The 15,857-nt window shown below is 72.7% G+C and carries 17 protein-coding genes; 8 read left to right on the forward strand and 9 right to left on the reverse strand.

All coding sequences use genetic code 11. The annotated features are described in order from the left end of the window. Positions 1-35: 35 nt before the first annotated feature. The 4 genes from IG74_RS0109795 to IG74_RS0109810 all read right to left on the reverse strand — a co-directional run bounded on the left by IG74_RS0109795 (position 36) and on the right by IG74_RS0109810 (position 3,999). The gene (locus tag IG74_RS0109795) at positions 36-644 is read right to left on the reverse strand and encodes a transglutaminase domain-containing protein (protein WP_030672949.1); all 609 of its coding nucleotides are present in this window, start codon (positions 642-644) and stop codon (positions 36-38) included. 117 nt (positions 645-761) lie between these two features. Beyond that, complete coding sequence (locus tag IG74_RS0109800; protein ID WP_030672952.1) at positions 762-1,832, reverse strand: threonine aldolase family protein; 1,071 nt, start codon at positions 1,830-1,832, stop codon at positions 762-764. After that, the gene (locus IG74_RS0109805; protein ID WP_030672955.1) at positions 1,829-2,569 is read right to left on the reverse strand and encodes an SDR family NAD(P)-dependent oxidoreductase; all 741 of its coding nucleotides are present in this window, start codon (positions 2,567-2,569) and stop codon (positions 1,829-1,831) included. Before IG74_RS0109805 ends, IG74_RS0109800 begins: the two co-directional genes overlap by 4 nt. Before the next feature lie 26 nt (positions 2,570-2,595). After that, positions 2,596-3,999, reverse strand: a complete 1,404-nt coding sequence (locus IG74_RS0109810) for a DUF6421 family protein (RefSeq protein WP_030672958.1) — start codon at positions 3,997-3,999, stop codon at positions 2,596-2,598. A 635-nt stretch (positions 4,000-4,634) separates the two neighbouring features. Here IG74_RS0109810 and IG74_RS0109815 point away from each other — a divergent pair. Both IG74_RS0109815 and IG74_RS0109820 read left to right on the forward strand, forming a co-directional pair. Next, entirely contained in the window at positions 4,635-5,381 is a 747-nt protein-coding gene (locus IG74_RS0109815; RefSeq protein WP_030672963.1) for a lysophospholipid acyltransferase family protein, read from the forward strand. Between the two features lie 278 nt (positions 5,382-5,659). Further along, complete coding sequence (locus IG74_RS0109820; RefSeq protein ID WP_030672966.1) at positions 5,660-6,343, forward strand: glycerophosphodiester phosphodiesterase; 684 nt, start codon at positions 5,660-5,662, stop codon at positions 6,341-6,343. A gap of 80 nt (positions 6,344-6,423) precedes the next feature. On the opposite strand, the gene IG74_RS0109825 is transcribed toward IG74_RS0109820, so the two are convergent. Further along, complete coding sequence (locus IG74_RS0109825; protein ID WP_030672969.1) at positions 6,424-6,978, reverse strand: GNAT family N-acetyltransferase; 555 nt, start codon at positions 6,976-6,978, stop codon at positions 6,424-6,426. Positions 6,979-7,082: 104 nt separating this feature from the next. On the opposite strand from IG74_RS0109825, the gene IG74_RS0109830 reads away from it, so the two are divergent. Then, positions 7,083-7,469 (forward strand): VOC family protein, encoded by a 387-nt coding sequence (locus IG74_RS0109830; RefSeq protein WP_030672972.1) that lies wholly within the window; start codon positions 7,083-7,085, stop codon positions 7,467-7,469. Between the two features lie 17 nt (positions 7,470-7,486). Here the strand turns inward: IG74_RS0109830 and IG74_RS0109835 are convergent, their stop codons facing one another. Both IG74_RS0109835 and IG74_RS0109840 read right to left on the reverse strand, forming a co-directional pair. Beyond that, positions 7,487-8,017 carry a MarR family winged helix-turn-helix transcriptional regulator gene (locus tag IG74_RS0109835; RefSeq protein ID WP_030672975.1) on the reverse strand — a complete coding sequence of 177 codons (531 nt, stop codon included), beginning with the start codon at positions 8,015-8,017 and terminating at the stop codon, positions 7,487-7,489. A gap of 36 nt (positions 8,018-8,053) precedes the next feature. Then, the gene (locus tag IG74_RS0109840; RefSeq protein WP_078868688.1) at positions 8,054-9,751 is read right to left on the reverse strand and encodes an FUSC family protein; all 1,698 of its coding nucleotides are present in this window, start codon (positions 9,749-9,751) and stop codon (positions 8,054-8,056) included. A 270-nt stretch (positions 9,752-10,021) separates the two neighbouring features. Between IG74_RS0109840 and IG74_RS0109845 the strand changes: the two genes are divergently transcribed. From IG74_RS0109845 to IG74_RS0109860, 4 genes are all read left to right on the forward strand, one after another. Further along, positions 10,022-10,567 carry a DUF5134 domain-containing protein gene (locus tag IG74_RS0109845; protein ID WP_030672981.1) on the forward strand — a complete coding sequence of 182 codons (546 nt, stop codon included), beginning with the start codon at positions 10,022-10,024 and terminating at the stop codon, positions 10,565-10,567. A 115-nt stretch (positions 10,568-10,682) separates the two neighbouring features. Continuing rightward, the gene (locus IG74_RS0109850) at positions 10,683-11,615 is read left to right on the forward strand and encodes a M56 family metallopeptidase (RefSeq protein WP_030672984.1); all 933 of its coding nucleotides are present in this window, start codon (positions 10,683-10,685) and stop codon (positions 11,613-11,615) included. Between the two features lie 33 nt (positions 11,616-11,648). Beyond that, entirely contained in the window at positions 11,649-12,353 is a 705-nt protein-coding gene (locus tag IG74_RS0109855; protein WP_051854736.1) for a phosphatase PAP2 family protein, read from the forward strand. Positions 12,354-12,411: 58 nt separating this feature from the next. Next, positions 12,412-13,137, forward strand: a complete 726-nt coding sequence (locus IG74_RS0109860) for an HAD family hydrolase (RefSeq protein ID WP_030672990.1) — start codon at positions 12,412-12,414, stop codon at positions 13,135-13,137. A 17-nt stretch (positions 13,138-13,154) separates the two neighbouring features. Here IG74_RS0109860 and IG74_RS0109865 read toward each other — a convergent pair whose 3' ends face one another. Further along, positions 13,155-13,400, reverse strand: coding sequence for a DUF2630 family protein (locus tag IG74_RS0109865; RefSeq protein WP_030672994.1), 246 nt, complete (start codon positions 13,398-13,400; stop codon positions 13,155-13,157). 302 nt (positions 13,401-13,702) lie between these two features. Between IG74_RS0109865 and IG74_RS0109870 the strand changes: the two genes are divergently transcribed. Next, entirely contained in the window at positions 13,703-14,320 is a 618-nt protein-coding gene (locus IG74_RS0109870; protein ID WP_030672998.1) for a TetR/AcrR family transcriptional regulator, read from the forward strand. Between the two features lie 20 nt (positions 14,321-14,340). Here the strand turns inward: IG74_RS0109870 and IG74_RS0109875 are convergent, their stop codons facing one another. Then, entirely contained in the window at positions 14,341-15,849 is a 1,509-nt protein-coding gene (locus tag IG74_RS0109875) for an LVIVD repeat-containing protein (protein ID WP_030673001.1), read from the reverse strand. Positions 15,850-15,857: the final 8 nt, after the last annotated feature.

Here is a 15,857-nt window from a genome sequence, read left to right on the forward strand (position 1 = left end):
CCAGTGTCATGCATCGGGCCACCACATCCGATGTTTCACTCCTGGGTACGAGGGAGTTCCTCCGGCAGCTTCGCCCAGAGGTAGGTGCGGTCCGGGGCCGCCCGCATGATCTCCAGCGTCACCGGGTTCGGCTCGGCGTACAGCGTCGGGTAGTCGACCTCTCCGGCGGCCGCGTCCACCGGGAAGGCGAGCCGCTCGCCGTCGAGGGAGAACTGCGCGTCCACACCGGGCTTGTTGCCGCGCGGGTCCTGGCGGTGCCAGGCCCCGTCGAGACGTACGGCGACGAGGCCGTGGAGCGCGAAGGCGCTGCCGTCGTCGTGAAGGAGCCGCTGGTAGCACAGGGCCGTGGGGATGTCCTCGGCGCGCAGCAGCGCGGCGAGCGCGTGCGCCTTGGCGTGGCAGATGCCGGTGCGCCGCTCCAGGACGTCGGAGGCGCGCCACGTCACGCGCAGGTCGTCGGCGTCGGCGGAGTGCGGGATGGCGTCGCGGACGAATTCGTAGGCCTTGCGAGCGTATACGTATGAGTCGGCACTCGCCTCGGCCAGGCGTGCGGCGGTCTGCCGGACCAGCGGGTGCGTGTGGTCGATGGCTTCGTCCGCCGCGAGGTAGGCGGAAAGATCTGGGTTCTCCTGGATCAGCTCCATGAGCCGCGAGCATAGGAAAGCGGCCGATCTTGAGTCAATGACTTTTCGATCGGCCGCATACCTATGCAACTTCAGGGATGGCTGTGCCGGGCGCTGACGCTCCGGGGACGGGCGCGGCTAGCGCGCCATCTCCTCCTTCAACGCCGCCACGAAGGAGTCGACGTCGTCCTCCGTGGTGTCGAAGGAGCACATCCAGCGGACGTCGCCCGCGGCCTCGTCCCAGAAGTAGAAGCGGAACCGCTTCTGGAGGCGCTCGCTGACGTCGTGCGGCAGCCGCGCGAAGACGGCGTTGGCCTGCACGGGGTAGAGGATCTCCACGCCGTGCACCGCGCGGACGCCCTCGGCGAGGCGCTGGGCCATCTCGTTGGCGTGCCGGGCGTTGCGCAGCCACAGGTCCTTGGCGAGCAGCGCCTCGAACTGCACCGAGACGAAGCGCATCTTGGAGGCGAGCTGCATGGACAGCTTGCGCAGGTGCTTCATGTTGCGCACCGCGTCGCGGTTGAGGACGACGACGGCCTCGCCGAACAGCGCGCCGTTCTTCGTGCCGCCCAGCGAGAGGATGTCGACGCCGACGGCGTTCGTGAACGTCCGCATCGGCACGTCGAGCGCGGCGGCCGCGTTGGCCAGGCGGGCGCCGTCGAGGTGCACCAGCATGCCGAGGCCGTGGGCGTGGTCGACGATCGCGCGTATCTCGTCCACCGTGTACAGGGTGCCCAGCTCGGTGTTCTGCGCGAGCGAGACCACCTGCGGCATCGCGCGGTGCTCGTCGTCCCAGCCGAACGCCTGCCGGTCGATCAGCTCGGGGGTGAGCTTGCCGTCCGGCGTCGGCACGGTGAGCAGCTTCAGACCGCCCATGCGCTCGGGGGCGCCGCCCTCGTCCACGTTGATGTGCGCGCTCTCCGCGCAGATCACCGCGCCCCAGCGGTCGGTGACCGCCTGCAGGGCGACGACGTTGGCACCGGTGCCGTTGAAGACCGGGAACGCCTCGGCGCCCGCGCCGAAGTGGCCGCGGATGACCTGCTGGAGGTGGTCGGTGTACTCGTCCTCGCCGTAGGCGACCTGGTGGCCGCCGTTGGCGAGGGCCAGCGCGGCCATGACCTCCGGGTGCGCACCCGCGTAGTTGTCGCTCGCGAAGCCGCGGACGCCGGGGTCGTGATGCCGCCTGGCGTCGGTCTTCGGAGGGTTCACGGCTTCTCGGTCAGCCACAGACGTTTCCCGTTCACATCCGATGCGGGTCGCTCCCAGACGCCGGCGATGGCCTCGGCCAGCTCCTTGACGTCGGTGAAGCCCGCGAACTTCGCGTTGGGGCGCTCCGCGCGCATCGCGTCGTGCACCAGCGCCTTCACGATCAGGATGGCAGCCGCGGCGTGCGGGCCGTCCTCGCCCCCCTCCTTGCGGAAGGCGTCGGCGAGCGCGAGCGTCCAGGCCTCGGCGGCGGACTTCGCGGCCGCGTACGCCGCGTTGCCCGCGGTCGGCTTGCCCGCGCCCGCGGCGCTGATCAGCAGGTAGCGGCCGTTGCCGCCGCGCTGGAGGCCGCCCTGGAAGGCGAGCGACGTGTGCTGCACCGTGCGGATCAGGAGGTCTTCGAGGACGTCCCAGTCGCCGAGGTCGGTCTCGGCGAACGAGGAGCTGCCGCGCCAGCCGCCGACGAGGTGCACCAGGCCGTCGATCCGGCCGTACTCCTTCTCCGTGCGGTCGGCCCAGGCCCGTGCGGCGCCCAGGTCGAGCAGGTCCACCGTGTCACCGGTGACCGTGGCGCCGCCGTGCGCGTAGCGCGCCGCGTCCACGGCCTCCGCGAGGCGCGAGGCGTCGGCGTCGGACGCGACCACGGTCGCCCCGGCCTCCGCGAGGCGCAGCAGGGTGGCCCGCCCTGCGGGGCCTGCGGCCCCCGCCACCGCGATCACGGCTCCGTCGAGTGCGGACATGGCCCTCGCCTCCTTGTTGCGGCCGCTCACGCGGCCACCGTCTCGGCGCCGGACTCAGCGGTGATCCCCTTGGTGGAGGCGATCACGTGCTTGAGCTTCTTGGAGAGCGCCTCATAGAACATGCTGAGCGGAAATTCGTCGGGAAGCACGTCGTCGACCAGTTTGCGCGGCGGGAGCGACGTGTCCAGGGCCTCCGGGCCCTTGGCCCAGCGCGAGCCGGGGTGCGGGGCCAGATAGGCGGAAACCAGCTGGTAGCCGGCCAGCCAGTGCACGAGCTTGGGCCGGTCGATGCCGTCGCGGTAGAGCTTCTCGATCTCCGCGCAGAGCTGGTTGGTGATCTCCGGGGCGCGCTGCCAGTCGATCTTCAGCTTGTTGTCGGTCCAGCGGATGACGTCGTGCTTGTGCAGGTACGCGAAGAGCAGCTGGCCGCCGACGCCGTCGTAGTTGCGCACGCGGTCACCGGTGACCGGGAAGCGGAACATCCGGTCGAAGAGCACCGCGTACTGCACGTCGCGGGCCTGGGGCACGCCCTCGGCCTCCAGCTTCACGGCCTCCTTGAAGGCGGTGAGGTCACACCGCAGTTCCTCGAGGCCGTACATCCAGAAGGGCTGGCGCTGCTTGATCATGAAGGGGTCGAAGGGCAGGTCGCCGTGGCTGTGGGTGCGGTCGTGGACCATGTCCCACAGGACGAACGCCTCCTGGCAGCGGGCCTGGTCGGCGACCATGGCCCGGATGTCGTCCGGCAGCTCGATGCCCAGGATGTCCACGGCGGCCTCGGTGACCCGGCGGAAGCGGGCGGCCTCGCGGTCGCAGAAGATGCCGCCCCAGGTGAAGCGCTCGGGGGCCTCGCGCACGGCGATCGTCTCGGGGAAGAGCACCGCCGAGTTCGTGTCGTACCCGGCCGTGAAGTCCTCGAAGGTGATGCCGCAGAACAGCGGGTTGTCGTAGCGCGTGCGCTCCAACTCGGCGAGCCACTCGGGCCACACCATGCGCAGCACGACCGCTTCGAAGTTGCGGTCCGGGTTGCCGTTCTGCGTGTACATGGGGAAGACCACGAGGTGCTGCAGGCCGTCCTCGCGACGGGCCGCCGGGTGGAAGGCGAGCAGCGAGTCGAGGAAGTCCGGCACCCGGAAGCCGTCGTGGACCCACTTCCGCAGGTCGGCCACCAGCGCCGTGAGGTACCCGGCGTCGTGCGGAAGCAGCGGGGCGAGGTCCTCGACCGCGGCTATGAGGGCGTCGACCGCCTGCCCGGCGTCGGCCTGCGACGGCGCGCCCTCGCGCTCGAAGTCGATCGAGCCGTCCTTGGACTGCCAGGGCCTGATCCGCTCGACGACACCCTTGAGCACCGGCCAGGCCGGGTGGTCCACCACACGCCCGTCACGGGAAGCCCCGGGGCTGTCCGCCACCGTCTGCACAAGAATTTCCGTCATGTCCCATCCTCCACGGGAGAACCTCGCGTATGAGCAGCGTATGTGTGCGAGCTTCTCCGTTTCAAGAGGGGATCCGGGAAATTATCCTGCCAGCCCTCCGCTGCACCGCTGTTTTTCCTGTCGATCGACGCCGGGGTGGGCGCCTCCTCCACTGTTTCCCGCTCCGGGCGGTCGGACACCTCCCGCCCCGGGCGGCCCGCGCGTCACGCGGAGGGACGGCCGGCCCGCGCAAGACCGCGGCATTGCCCCGAAGGCAAAATCCACGAGTACGGCCACACGCCAAAGCCGCACACGCCGGAAAACGCGCCGGGGGCGGGAGCGGAAAAGCGGAGAAAGGGAGGGAAGAGCACCGAGAAACACCCTTCCCCAGGGGAATGAATGAACACCGCCCGCATCCTGCCGAGGACCACCCCCACCGACATCACCCCAGATCAGCGGGCCGACGGCACCCTCGTATACAGGCGCTACGCATCCCAACCTTTCACCCCTCCAATTGTTCAGCGCACCATGACTCGCACGCTTTTCAGCCGCATGACCGGCCTCTCTCCCGCTGGCTCGATTCGCCTTCTCCCTCCCGTCACGAAAGGCCGCTAGCGTGCCCGGGCGCGGGGGCAGTCGAGGAGGGGATCAGCAGAATGTTCTATGCCTTGTTCAGGTGCGTCGTCCTGATACCGCTGCTGCGGTGGCTGTTCCGGCCGCGCATCGAGGGGCTCGGCAACGTCCCGGCCCACGGCGCCGCGATCGTGGCGGGGAACCACCAGTCGTTCTGCGACCAGTTCCTGCTGGGCGTGACGCTGCGGCGGCGCATCAACTTCCTTGCCAAGAAGGAGTACTTCACGGGCAAGGGCCTGCGGGGCCGCGTCGCCGCCGCGTTCTTCCGGGGCATCGGCGCGATCCCCGTGGACCGGTCCGGCAACGGCGCCGGGCAGGCCGCCGTCGAGGCCGGGCTCGGCGTGCTCGACCGGGGCGGCCTCCTCGGCATCTTCCCCGAGGGCACGCGCTCGCACGACGGGCGCCTGTACAAGGGCAAGGTGGGCGTGGCCGCGATGGCGCTCCGCTCCGGCGCGCCCGTGATCCCGTGCGCCATGATCGGCACGTTCGAGGCCCAGCCCGCGGGCCGCCGGGTGCCGAGCATCGTGCCGATCACCCTGCGCTTCGGCAGGCCGATCGACTTCTCCAAGTACGCGGGCATGGAGGACCAGCGCGCCGCGCTGCGGGCCGCCACGGACGAGATCATGTACGCGATCCTGGAGCTCTCGGGCCAGGAGTACGTCGACACGTACGCCATGGAGGCCAAGGCGGCGGCCCAGGCCCAGGAGCTGGCCCGGCGCACCCGCAGGCGGGCGGGTCAACCCCCGGCCGACGCGCCCACCCACGGGTGAGACCGCTCGCGGTCCCGGTGCCCGCGGCGGTAGGACGGGCCGGGTCAGCCGTCCCCGCCGCAGGGAGCGCCGAACCGTTGAGCACCCGCGCCGTTCTTGTCGCCGCCGTCATCACCGGACTCATCCTGGGCATCGTGGGCACCAGACCGGATGATTCCGCTCCGCCCCGCAGGGACGATCCCGTCGTGGAAGCGGGCGATTAGGCTGCGGCCGAGCCGCGCGGTCCCCTGCCTCCGCACCGCGCGGAGCCGAGCCGCCGTCGACGGAAGCGAGTGACCTTGAACTTCCTCACCATCGGACATCGCGGTGTCATGGGCGTCGAGCCCGAGAACACCTTGCGGTCGTTCGTCGCCGCGCAAGCCGCTGGCCTGGACGTCATCGAACTGGACCTGCACCTCAGCAAGGACGGCGCCCTCGTCGTCATGCACGACGCCGACGTGCGCCGCACCACCGACGGCTCCGGGCCCATCGCCGAGAAGACCCTCGCCGAGCTGCGCGAGCTCGACGCGGGCCTGGGCGAGCGCGTCCCCGTCTTCGAGGAGGTCCTCGACGCCGTCCGGGCGCCGCTACAGGCCGAGATCAAGGACGTGGCGGCCGCGCGCGCCCTCGCCGACGTCATGCACGCGCGGGACCTGGTCGGGCGGGTGGAGGTGCTGTCCTTCCACGACGAGGCGATCGCCGAGATCGCCCGGCTCGTCCCCGGCGTGCGCACCGCGCTCGTCGCCAGCCGCTACGGCGTGGACGTGGTCCAGCGCGCCACCGCGGTCGGCGCCACCACGCTGGTCCTGAACATCCGCCGGCTGACCCTGGAGATCGTCGAGCGCGCGCGCAAGGCCGACCTCAGGATCATCGGCTGGGTCGTGAACACCCAGGACGATCTGCGCCTGGTGCGCGCGCTCCAGCTCGACGGCGCGACGACGGACTACCCGGACATCAAACGGACGGGGCGCTTCACCGCCTGAAGCGCCCCGCGGGGACCCGTTCCGGCCGGTCCGTGTCGCCCGTGTGCGCCGCAGCCGTGCCCGCCGCAGCGGTCTCCAGCTCAGCCGATCTGCTTCACCAGGAGCTCGAACTGCAGGTCGTCGCGCTGCGGAATGCCGAAGCGCTCGTCGCCGTATGGGAAGGGGCTCATCTTTCCCGTACGGCGGTAGCCACGCCGCTCGTACCAGGCGATGAGCTCGTCCCGTACGGAGATCACGGTCATGTGCATCTCGCGGGCGCCCCACGCGGTCCGCGCGGTCCGCTCCGCCTCCGCCATGATGACCTTGCCGAGGCCCGCGCCCTGGAGTGCCGGGCTGACGGCGAACATCCCGAAGTAGACGTGGTCCCCCCGGTGTTCGAGCTGGCAGCAGGCGACGATGCGGCCCTCGCGCTCCACGGCGAGCAGCTTGCTGTCGGGCGAGGTGATGACCTCGGCGACGCCCTCGGGATCCGTGCGCCGGCCGTCGAGGATGTCCGCCTCCGTGGTCCACCCGGCACGGCTGTCGTCGCCGCGGTACGCCGACTCGATCAGCCCGACCAGCGCTTCCACGTCGGCTTCGGTGGCGTCGCGGAAGGTGAGGTCGTCGTGCGTGCTCGGGTGCGGGGCGGTGGCCATGTGAGCGTGTCTCCGATCTGCTGGTGCTGCGGTGCCGTCGCGTGCGGAACTCCTGCGCCCTCGCACGCACCGCCGAGCGTAACCCGGGACTAAGGTGCGGCCGCATGGTGCACGTACTCAGCAGCAGAATCCTCCTGCGCCCCACCGACCCGGAGCGCTCACGGACCTTCTACGGCACGGACCTGGGGCTCGCGGTCCACCGCGAGTTCGGCACGGGGCCCGAACGCGGCACGGTGTACTTCCTCGGCGGCGGCTTCCTCGAGGTTTCCGGCCGCTCCGCGCAACCGCCGTCGCCCACGCTGCAACTGTGGCTCCAGGTCGCGGACGCGGAAGCCGCGCACGAGGACCTCGCCGCGCGCGGCGTGGAGATCCTCCGGCCCCCGGTCAAAGAGCCCTGGGGCCTGGTCGAGATGTGGATCGCCGACCCCGACGGGGTGCGCATCGCGGTGGTGGAGGTGCCGGAGGACCATCCCCTGCGCTACCGCCCTTGAGGCGTGTCCCGGAGCCGTCAGCCGCGCGGGACGCCGAGCCGCCCCTCCAGCTGGCTGAGCAGCTCGCCCAGGAGCGTCCCGAGGCGCTCCTGGCCGTCGCCCGCGAGGCCCGCGAGCACCGTCGTCTCGTACGCCAGCTGGTCGGGCAGTACGGCGTCGACGAGGTCGCGGCCCGCGTCGGTGAGGCGGACGTGCGCGACGCGGCGGTCCCGCGTGTCGGGGCGGCGGTCGATCAGGGCGCGCTCCTGGAGCTGCTTGAGGCGCTTGGTGACCGCCGCGCCCGACGAGAAGGTCTCGCGGGCCAGCTCGCCGGGGGTCAGCTCGTGGCCGGTGCGGCGCAGGGCGCCGAGCAGGTCGAACTCCGGGCGGGTCAGGCCCGCCCGGCGCAGCGGGGCGTCCTCCGCCTGCTGGAGGAGGGCCGCGCAGCGGTTGATGCGGCCGATGATCTCCATCGGCGCGGTGTCGACGCCCGGATGCACCTGCCGCCACTGGCGGACCACCGTGGCCATCGTGTCGCCCGCACCCGCCCGGCCGTACCCACTCGTCATCCCCGTGCCCCACTCCTCGTGCTCATGCCGCCGGTGTCACGGCCGCGCGCCCTCGGCGGCCCGCGGCCCACCACGTACCGTAGCCGCGAGCGTACGGTGCCCGGCCCGCTCGGCGTCGGCCACCCGGCGGGCGGGGAGCTCGCGCTGCCACCACTCGCCCACGGCCGTGTCGTGGGCGGCGCGCAGGGCGACGAGGCTCGCGGTCAGCCGGCGCCGGGCCCGGGGCAGCTCGGGGGCGGGTCCCGTCAGGGCGCGTTCGGCGTGGTCGCGGGCGCGGTCCGCGGCGGCGATGGCGTGCTCGATGTGGTCGGCGGCCCGCCGGTTGGTGACGGCCACGGCGGCGACCAGGCCGAGCACCGCGCCGAGCAGGGTGTCCACGACGCGGTCGGCGATCAGCCCACCGGGGTCCTGGAAGCGCCCGAACTCGGTGACGAGCAGCGCCATCGGCGTCACGCACACACAGCCGAGCCAGTAGTTGCGGGAGATCAGCGCCTCCGCGCCGAAGGCGCACAGCAGCCCGCACACGATCAGCGCGGCGTGGCCGTGGTGCGCGAGCGGCACGAGCGCGGCGAAGGCGGCCACGCCCACGACGTTGCCGACGACGCGCTGCACGCCGCGGCTCCAGGTCAGGGTGACGTTGGCCTGGTACAGGGACGCGGCGGTGACCAGCGCCCAGTAGGGGCGGCCCACGCCGAGCGCGAGCGCCGCGTACCCGGCGAGGGCGCAGCCGACGGCGGTGCGCAGCGCGACCGGCAGGAGCGGCGATCCGGGCGCGAGCCGCCGCCACAGCGGCACCGCGGCCCCGGCCGCGTCGGCCCGCTCCAGCGGAGGGTGCGCGGGCGCGGCGCCGACGCCCGGGACGGTCCCGGTGCCGCGCAGCGCCCCGGCCAGGGCCCGCAGCCGCACGGGGTCACCGGGGGCGGGCGCGGCGAGGGCCTCCTCCGCGGTCGCCGCGAGCCGGTGCAGCGCGGTCCGGGTCGGGTCGGTGCGGGTGGCGTGCAGGGACTGCCAGGCGGCGTGGACGGCTTCAGCAGCGGCGGCACGGGCCCGCACGGCCGCGGGTCCGGACGCGTCGGCCGCCACGGCGTCGGCGTGGGCGGCGGCCGCGCGCAGTGCCCGGGCGGTGGCGCGCCGCTCGGGGCCGTGCGGGCGCAGCACCGCGGGCGCCATGCCGACGAGCCAGGCCACGGCCCCGGCGCCGAGCGTCAGGGCGAGATGGCCGGGCACCTGGCCGATGCGCTGCGGCGCGAACAGGCACGCGGAGCTGACGAAGGTGAAGATCAGGTGGCCGGGCGGGCCGATGCGGGTGGCGTCGCAGAGCGCCTTCTGGGCGGCGGCGAGCAGCGCGCCCACCCCCACGAGCACCACCGCGCCGGGCGCGAGCGCGGCCGTGGTCAGGGCCGCCGCCACGCTCGCGGCCATCCCCGCGACGACCCAGGCGAGGGCGCGGGCCCGTGCGGCGTACGGCAGTTGGTGGGCGTACAGGGCGCAGAGCGACCCGGCCATCGTGTACATCACGAGGTCCAGGCGGCCGAGGGCGAGCAGCGTCAGATGGGGGATCGCCATGGCGACGAGGACGCTCGTCGCGGGCTTGAACCAGATGTCCGACGGCTTGCCGAGGCGCAGCACACCGGCGAGCGGCAGCCGGCGGACGTGCGCGCGCAGCGAGGGACGGGCCGGAGGCGGGGCGGGGGACGAGGTGCGGGCCGGGGCCGGAGGCGGGGTGCTGCTCATGACGAGAAGGTTAGCAAGTGTTTTACCTGAAAAATAAATGGCCCGGATTCGAGCCCGCAGCCACCCTTGAGACCGAACCCGGCGACCGAACCCGCGGCCGACCCGGCGGCCGACCCTCCGATCGGCCCTCCGACGGGCCCTCCAACCAACCCCGAGCCCCTTCCGCTCCCCCGTCGCGCTCCCGCCGTACACCCGTGCGCTCCCGTACGCCGCCCTCGCGCCGGGCATCGACTCGTCATCGGCGTCGTCCGTCGATCGAGGAGGTGCCCGGTGCACGGACCCGGTTCGGCGAGCTGGCTGCTCGTGGCGCTCTGCGCGGCGAGCGGTGCCTACTGCCTGCTGCGGATGCGCAGCCGTGTCGAGGAGCAGCGCCGCGCGGCCGGCGGCGAGGCGCTGATGGGCTTCGGCATGGCGCTGATGGCCGTCCCCGCGGCCGCACTGTCCCCACCCCGGGGCGCGTGGCTCGCGTACGCGACGGTGTTCACCGCCATCGGCCTGCGCGCGGCGTGGACGACGCGGCGCTCCGGCCATCACGTCCACCACCTGGTGGGCGCCGCCGCGATGGTCTACATGTCGGCGGCGATGCTCTCGGCCCCCGGCGGCGGCCACGGCGACACGGGCGTCCCGGTGCTGACCGGCGCCCTGCTGCTGTACTTCACCACGCACGTGCTCGCCTCGGGCGCGCGGCTCGCGCCGGTGGGGGCGGTGGTCACCCCGGAGGCCGGTGTCATCCGCTGGGCGGACCGGCCGGAGCTGGCCCTGGTGTGCCGCCTGGCGATGAGCATGGGCATGATCGCCATGCTCCTCACTCTGTGAGCGCGACCCTCACCCCATGAGCGCGGCCCCGAACCCGCGGCCCCCGTCGTGGCGTACGTCACTTCACGGCGAAGGTCCATACCCTCATGAGGCGTGCCCCTCATAGGGTTGACCCATGATGGTCCCCGTCGCGCTGTTGCTCCTTGCCGCGCTGACCGCCGTCGTCGCTCCCCGGATGCTCGCGCGAGCGGACTGGCCGGAGCGCGAACCGGTGGTCGCGCTGTGGGCCTGGCAGTGCGTGGTGGCGGGCGTGCTGCTCTGCTGCGCCCTGTCGATGACGTTCAGCGCGGCCGCCGCCTGGCAGGCCGTGCGCGGTCAGCTGTTCGCGCCCGCGCCGCACGGCGTGGTCGAGGCGTACGCACTCGGGCCGACGCCCTGGGCCACGGTGACGGCGGTGGCGCTCGCCTGCGGGGGCGTCTGGACGGCCGTGATGCTCACGCGCGAGATCGCCCGCGCCCGGACCCGGCGGGCCAAGCGGCGCGCCGAACTGGTCGTGCGCGCACCGCTGTTGCCCGGCGAGGAGCCCGGCGCCGACCGGCTCGTCGTCCTGGAGGGCGAGCGCCCGGACGCCTGGTGGCTGCCCGGCACCGCGCCCCAACTGGTCATCACCACGGCCGCGTTGCGCCGCCTGAAGGGCCGTCAGCTCGACGCGGTGCTCGCCCACGAGCAGGGCCACGCCGAGGCCCGGCACGACTGGCTGCTGCACTGCTCCGGCGCGCTCGCCGCGGGCTTCCCGCAGGTGCCGGTGTTCGCCGCGTTCCGCGACGAGATGCACCGGCTCGTGGAACTGGCCGCCGACGACGTGGCCTCGCGCCGCTTCGGGCGCCTGACCATCGCCCTCGCCCTCGTCGAACTCAACGAGGACCGGGGCGTGTTCGGGCCCTGCCCGACCCCGCAGGCCCATGTGCCTGCCCGGGTGCACCGACTGCTCGCCGCCCGTCCCCGGCTCACCGCGGGGCGCCGTCTGCGGCTGACCGCGGCGGCCGCGCTCGTGCCGGTCGTACCGCTCCTGGTGGCGTTCGTCCCGGCACTGCGCGCGCTCGGTTAGGTGTCGCCGCCGGGCATCGGTCAGGATCGACCCATGGATTCCGCGCCTCCCCCGACGCCTCCCACGCCGTCCCGCGCCGCCCGTGCGGCGGTGCTGCTCGCGCTCCCCTCGCTGCTGCTGCTCGTCCTGGTGTCCGCCGAATGGCAGCCGCTGCTCAGCCTGGACGACGACATCGCGCGGACCACGCACCGCTGGGCGGTGGCCCACCGGGACCTCACCCAGGCCGCCCGCGTCCTCACGGACTGGGTGTGGGACCCGTGGACGATGCGCGCCCTGTGCACGGCCGTCGTGCTGTGGCTCGTCGCGCAGCGGGCGTGGTGGCTCGCGCTGTGGCTCGCGGCGACCTGCCTGGTGGGCACGCTGCTGCAGCAGGGCATAAAGGCGGCGGTCGGCCGGGAGCGCCCGGTCTGGCCCGACCCGGTGGACTCCGCGCGCTACGCGGCCTTCCCGTCCGGACACGCGCTGACCGCGGCCGTGGTGTGCGGGCTTCTCCTGTGGCTGCTCCGCCGGTACGGCGTGCGGGCTGCCGTGTGGCGCACCGCCCTGGCCGTGGCCGTGGTGTCCGTCGTCGGCGTCGGCCTCACCCGGGTGTGGCTGGGCGTCCACTGGGCCTCGGACGTGGTGGCGGGCTGGCTGTTCGGCGCCTTGATCGTCACCGCGGCGATCGCGCTGTACGACCGCTACGCGCCCGCCGCACGACCGCCGGTGCCGGACGGGCGGGCCCACAGCGCTCCGTGACCGCGGGGGCGGCGGGTGATGCTTGACCCCGCGCCGGGCGGTCCCGGAGGATCGCGGCATGGCGGTCAAGGGCGTGCTGTTCGACTTCTCCGGGACGCTGTTCCGCGTCGAGTCCACGGCGTCCTGGCTACGGGCCGCGCTCGTCGCGCGCGGGATCGCCCTGCCGCCGGACGAGGAGGCGCGGCTCGCGCTGGCCCTCGACCGCGCGGGCGCGCTGCCGGGCGGCTCGCCGACCCCGGACGCGCCCGGGCACCTCGCCGGCCTGGTCGCGCGCCGCGACGAGAGCGCGGAGCTGCACCGCGCCGCGTACACCGGCCTCGCCAGGACCGTGCCGCTGCCCGATCCGGGCCTGTACGACGCGCTCTACGACCGGCACATGACCCCGGAGGCCTGGCGGCCCTACCCCGACGCGCTCGACGTCCTGCGCGAGCTGCGGGAGCGCGGGGTGCGCGTCGGCGTCGTGAGCAACATCGGCTGGGACCCGCGGCCCGTCTTCCGCACGCACGGCCTCGACCCGTACGTGGACGCGTACGTGCTGTCGTACGAGCACGGCGTCCAGAAGCCCGACGCCCGCCTCTTCGCGCACGGCTGCGACGCGCTCGGCGTGGACCCCGCGGACACCCTGATGGTCGGCGACGACCGGCGCGCGGACGGCGGCGCGGCCGCCCTCGGCTGCGCCGTGCACTTCGTGCCCCATCTGCCGGTGTCCCGGCGCCCCGACGCGCTGCGCCCGGTCCTGGCCCTGGCTCTGACGGGCGAGGGAGGCACCCCGGGCCCGGCGTGAGCGGGCGGCGCGGGCGCTCAGGACTCGTACTGCTCGACCTGCGCGGCGGGGCGCACCCGGACCGCGTCCGGGTCGCCGCCGAACTCCTCCTTGGCCCGCCGTCTGCGCAGCAGGTCCCAGCACTGGTCGAGCTCCCGCTCCAGGTCGCCCAGGCGGGCCCGCTCCGTGGCCTCGTCGATCGCCCCGGACGCGAGCGATTCCCGGAGGGTCTTCTCGGCGTCGACCATCTCCGTGATCCGCGCCAGAATCTGCTGTTGGTCCATGTTCAAGCGCCTCCTCGACCCCCCGGCCCCACTGTAAGGAGACAGAGCCGGATCGGCGAGGAGAGAAAGGAAGAACAGGGCGTACGGGGTGAATGGGGACAGCAAGGGGGATGAGGGAGAAATGCGGAGGAAGAAGACGGCCGCGCCGACCGGGCCCGCGATGACCGGACTCCGGGCACGCCTAAGGGCAGGCAACACTCCCCCGCGGTGTTGCCTGCCCCAGGCAGCCCCGGCCCATGTCGGCCCGGGCCGGGACGCCCTGAGTATATTGGCTGTGAGCCAGTCAACGCAGGAGTTACAGGATGTCCCCGCGTAGCCCATCGGTCAATGAAGAGTTGCGACGGCGTTCCCGCGAGCGGCTTCTGCAGGCCACGGTGGACCTGGTGGGCGAGCACGGCTACGAGGCGACGACGCTCGCGGACATCGCCGATCGCGCCGGCTCCGCGCGCGGCCTCGTGTCGTACTACTTCCCGGGAAAGCGCCAGCTCCTGCAGTCGGCCGTGCACCGGCTGATGCACCTGACGCTCCAGGAGGGCCTGGAGCGGGAGCCGCGCACCGAGGACGGGGACGAGCTCCTGGCCCGTGCCATCGACGCGATCCTCGGCCTGGCCCGGGACCGCCCGGTCCTGATGCGCACGCACATGGCGGGCATCCTCCAGGCCGACGGGTTCGTGCAGTGCCCCGAGCAGCAGCGCCTCGCGTTCCTGCTGCGCGACGCCATGGTCCGGCACGGCTCGCCGGACGTGGAGACGGACTACCCGATGCTGCGCGCCCTGCTCATGGGCGCGGTGTTCGCGCTGCTCATCCCGGGGGCGCCGATGCCCTTCGAGCGGCTGCGCGCGGAGCTCTTCCAGCGCTACGGACTCGACTGGAAGCTCGGCGTCCCGCCGGGCGACGAACCGCCCGACGGGACGTTCTAGACCTCACCGGAGCGGACGGGTCAGTGCCCGCGGAAGTACTCCGGCTGCGTCTGCACGTTGAGCTCGCGCAGCCGCACGCGCTTGGCCGGGTCCGTGCGCTTGTCGTTGAGCTTCAGCACGTCGAAGCCCTTGACCATGTCGTTCGAGTAGATGTGGCCGTTGTAATAGTACGCCGACCACGAGCCGCCGCCGACGAGCTGGTCCGCGGAGAGCGGGCCGCGCTCGAAGTAGGCGATCTCCTTGGGCTTGGCCGAATTCGTGAAGTCCCATACGGAGACGCCGCCCTGGTACCAGGCCTGGACCATGAGGTCCTTGCCCTTGACCGGGATCAGCGAGCCGTTGTGGGCCACGCAGTTCTCGGTGTCCGCCTGGTGGCGCGGGATCTTGAAGTAGCTCTTGAAGACCAGCTTGCGCTTGTCGCCCCAGCCCTTGATCTCGTAGATGCCGTCGGCGCCGCGGTTCGGGCCGATCTCGGCGTTGCAGGTGGCGCCGCCGCCACCGCCGAGCTCGTCGGTGAACACGACCTTGTCGGCGTCCTGGTTGAAGGTCGCCGAGTGCCAGAACGCGAAGTTCACGTTGTCCTGGACGCGGTCGATGACCTTGGGGCGTTCGGGGTCCTTGATGGAGAACAGGATCCCGTCACCCATGCAGGCGCCCGCGGCGAGGTCCTCCGAGGGCAGCACGGTGATGTCGTGGCAGCCGGTGGTCTTGGAGACGCCCGGGTTGGTGGGCGAGCCCGGGTTGCCGCCGCCGTCCGGGCCCTCGCCGGGGAACAGGACGGGGAAGCCGACGACCGCCGCCTTCTGCGGTGCCTTGCGCGGCACCTTGATCACGGAGATGCCGTCGTGCGGCGGCTGGCAGTCGGGGAACGCCGCGCTCGGCGAGTACGAGGAGACGTAGACGTAGACGTTGCGGCGCTCGGGCACCAGCGTGTGGGTGTGCGAGCCGCAGGCGGTCTCGACGGCGGCGACGTAGCGCGGGTTGCGCTTGTCGCTGATGTCGAAGACCTTCATGCCCTCCCAGGAGGACTTCTCCGTGGCGGGCTGCGTGGTGCTGGCGCAGGAGCTGTCGCTGCGCGAGGAGTCGGTCGACAGGAAGAGCAGGTCGCCGGAGACCGAGACGTCGTTCTGCGATCCCGGGCAGAGCACCTGCGCGACGGTCTCGGGCTTCTTCGGGTTGCTGATGTCGAAGATGCGGAAGCCGTCGTAGTTCCCGGCGAAGGCGTACTTGCCCTGGAAGGCGAGGTCCGAGTTGGTGCCGGGCAGCGCGTCCTTGGGTATGTTGCCGAGGTGCTCGATGTTGTCGGAGTGGACTATCTCGTCGGGCGCGGGGATCTTTCCGTCCCGGATGGCCCGCCGGGTGTCGGCGGCATCGGACTTCGACACCTTCTTCGGCGCCTTGGGGGTGTCACCGGGGTCCGGAGTCGCCGCCGCGGGGACCGCGGTGAGCAGCGCGGCGAGGAGTCCTGCGGCCGCCGTGGCGACTCCCAGGCGTCTACGCCGGGTTCGGGGTTCGTTCAGCAGAGTCACTGCTTCCT

The sequence above is a fragment of the Streptomyces sp. NRRL B-1347 genome, assembly GCF_000720325.1.
Taxonomy (GTDB): domain Bacteria; phylum Actinomycetota; class Actinomycetes; order Streptomycetales; family Streptomycetaceae; genus Streptomyces.

Bases quoted from the DNA above. Each gene is read 5' to 3' on its own strand.
- IG74_RS0109795 (WP_030672949.1), bottom strand. From the start codon at position 644: ATGGAGCTGATCCAGGAGAACCCAGATCTTTCCGCCTACCTCGCGGCG.
- IG74_RS0109805 (WP_030672955.1), bottom strand. From the start codon at position 2,569: ATGTCCGCACTCGACGGAGCCGTGATCGCGGTGGCGGGGGCCGCAGGC.
- IG74_RS0109810 (WP_030672958.1), bottom strand. From the start codon at position 3,999: ATGACGGAAATTCTTGTGCAGACGGTGGCGGACAGCCCCGGGGCTTCC.
- IG74_RS0109815 (WP_030672963.1), top strand. From the start codon at position 4,635: ATGTTCTATGCCTTGTTCAGGTGCGTCGTCCTGATACCGCTGCTGCGG.
- IG74_RS0109825 (WP_030672969.1), bottom strand. From the start codon at position 6,978: ATGGCCACCGCCCCGCACCCGAGCACGCACGACGACCTCACCTTCCGC.
- IG74_RS0109830 (WP_030672972.1), top strand. From the start codon at position 7,083: ATGGTGCACGTACTCAGCAGCAGAATCCTCCTGCGCCCCACCGACCCG.
- IG74_RS0109835 (WP_030672975.1), bottom strand. From the start codon at position 8,017: ATGACGAGTGGGTACGGCCGGGCGGGTGCGGGCGACACGATGGCCACG.
- IG74_RS0109840 (WP_078868688.1), bottom strand. From the start codon at position 9,751: ATGAGCAGCACCCCGCCTCCGGCCCCGGCCCGCACCTCGTCCCCCGCC.
- IG74_RS0109850 (WP_030672984.1), top strand. From the start codon at position 10,683: ATGATGGTCCCCGTCGCGCTGTTGCTCCTTGCCGCGCTGACCGCCGTC.
- IG74_RS0109855 (WP_051854736.1), top strand. From the start codon at position 11,649: ATGGATTCCGCGCCTCCCCCGACGCCTCCCACGCCGTCCCGCGCCGCC.
- IG74_RS0109860 (WP_030672990.1), top strand. From the start codon at position 12,412: ATGGCGGTCAAGGGCGTGCTGTTCGACTTCTCCGGGACGCTGTTCCGC.
- IG74_RS0109865 (WP_030672994.1), bottom strand. From the start codon at position 13,400: ATGGACCAACAGCAGATTCTGGCGCGGATCACGGAGATGGTCGACGCC.
- IG74_RS0109870 (WP_030672998.1), top strand. From the start codon at position 13,703: ATGTCCCCGCGTAGCCCATCGGTCAATGAAGAGTTGCGACGGCGTTCC.